This is a genomic window from Streptomyces mutomycini, from assembly GCF_001700505.1.
Taxonomy (GTDB): Bacteria; Actinomycetota; Actinomycetes; order Streptomycetales; family Streptomycetaceae; genus Streptomyces; species Streptomyces mutomycini.
This window is the reverse complement of sequence record NZ_MAPV01000388.1, coordinates 1-609: the sequence shown is the minus strand read 5'-3', so window position 1 is coordinate 609 and position 609 is coordinate 1. Positions and strand designations below refer to the sequence as shown.

Genomic DNA, 609 nt, shown 5'->3' with positions numbered 1-609 from the left:
ATCCCGCTGGAAGAGGTCTCCACGACCCGACGCGGACAGCGCTTCGCGTTCGTCATGGACACCCGGCTGTGCGACGGCGCGTTCGCCCTCGCCGAGGAATGCGACATGCTGGTCATCGAGTCGACGTTCCTCGACGAGGACAGCCGGCTCGCCGCCGACCACGGCCACCTCACCGCCGGCCAGGCGGCCCGGGTGGCGAAGGAGTCGGGCGTGCGGCACCTGGTGCTGACACACTTCTCCCAGCGCTACACCGACCCCGACGCCTTCGAGCGCCAGGCCAGGGCAGCCGGCTTCGAAGGCGAACTGACCATCGCCCAGGACCTGATCAGGGTCCCGGTCCCCACCCGCCACACGTAACGAGAACCCCGTGCACCTCCCCAAGGCCGAACTCCACCTCCACATCGAAGGAACCCTCGAACCCGAGCTGGCCTTCGCACTCGCCGCACGCAACGGCGTGGACCTGCCCTACGCGGACACCGAAGAGCTGCGCACCGCCTACCTCTTCGACGACCTGCAGAGCTTCCTCGACCTGTACTACTCCCTCATGGCGGTGCTGCGCACCGAGGACGACTTCGCCGAACTGGCCGACGCCTACCTCGCCCGCGCCGC

1 protein-coding gene and 1 pseudogene are annotated in these 609 nt (G+C 68.8%); both read left to right on the top strand.

Annotated elements, in window-relative coordinates; genetic code table 11:
* The coding region (locus BFF76_RS30615; RefSeq protein ID WP_244167391.1) for an MBL fold metallo-hydrolase at window positions 1-357 on the top strand (357 nt) is incomplete at its 5' end.
* Between the two features lie 10 nt (window positions 358-367).
* A pseudogene (locus BFF76_RS30610) lies at window positions 368-609 on the top strand (adenosine deaminase); the annotation flags it as partial.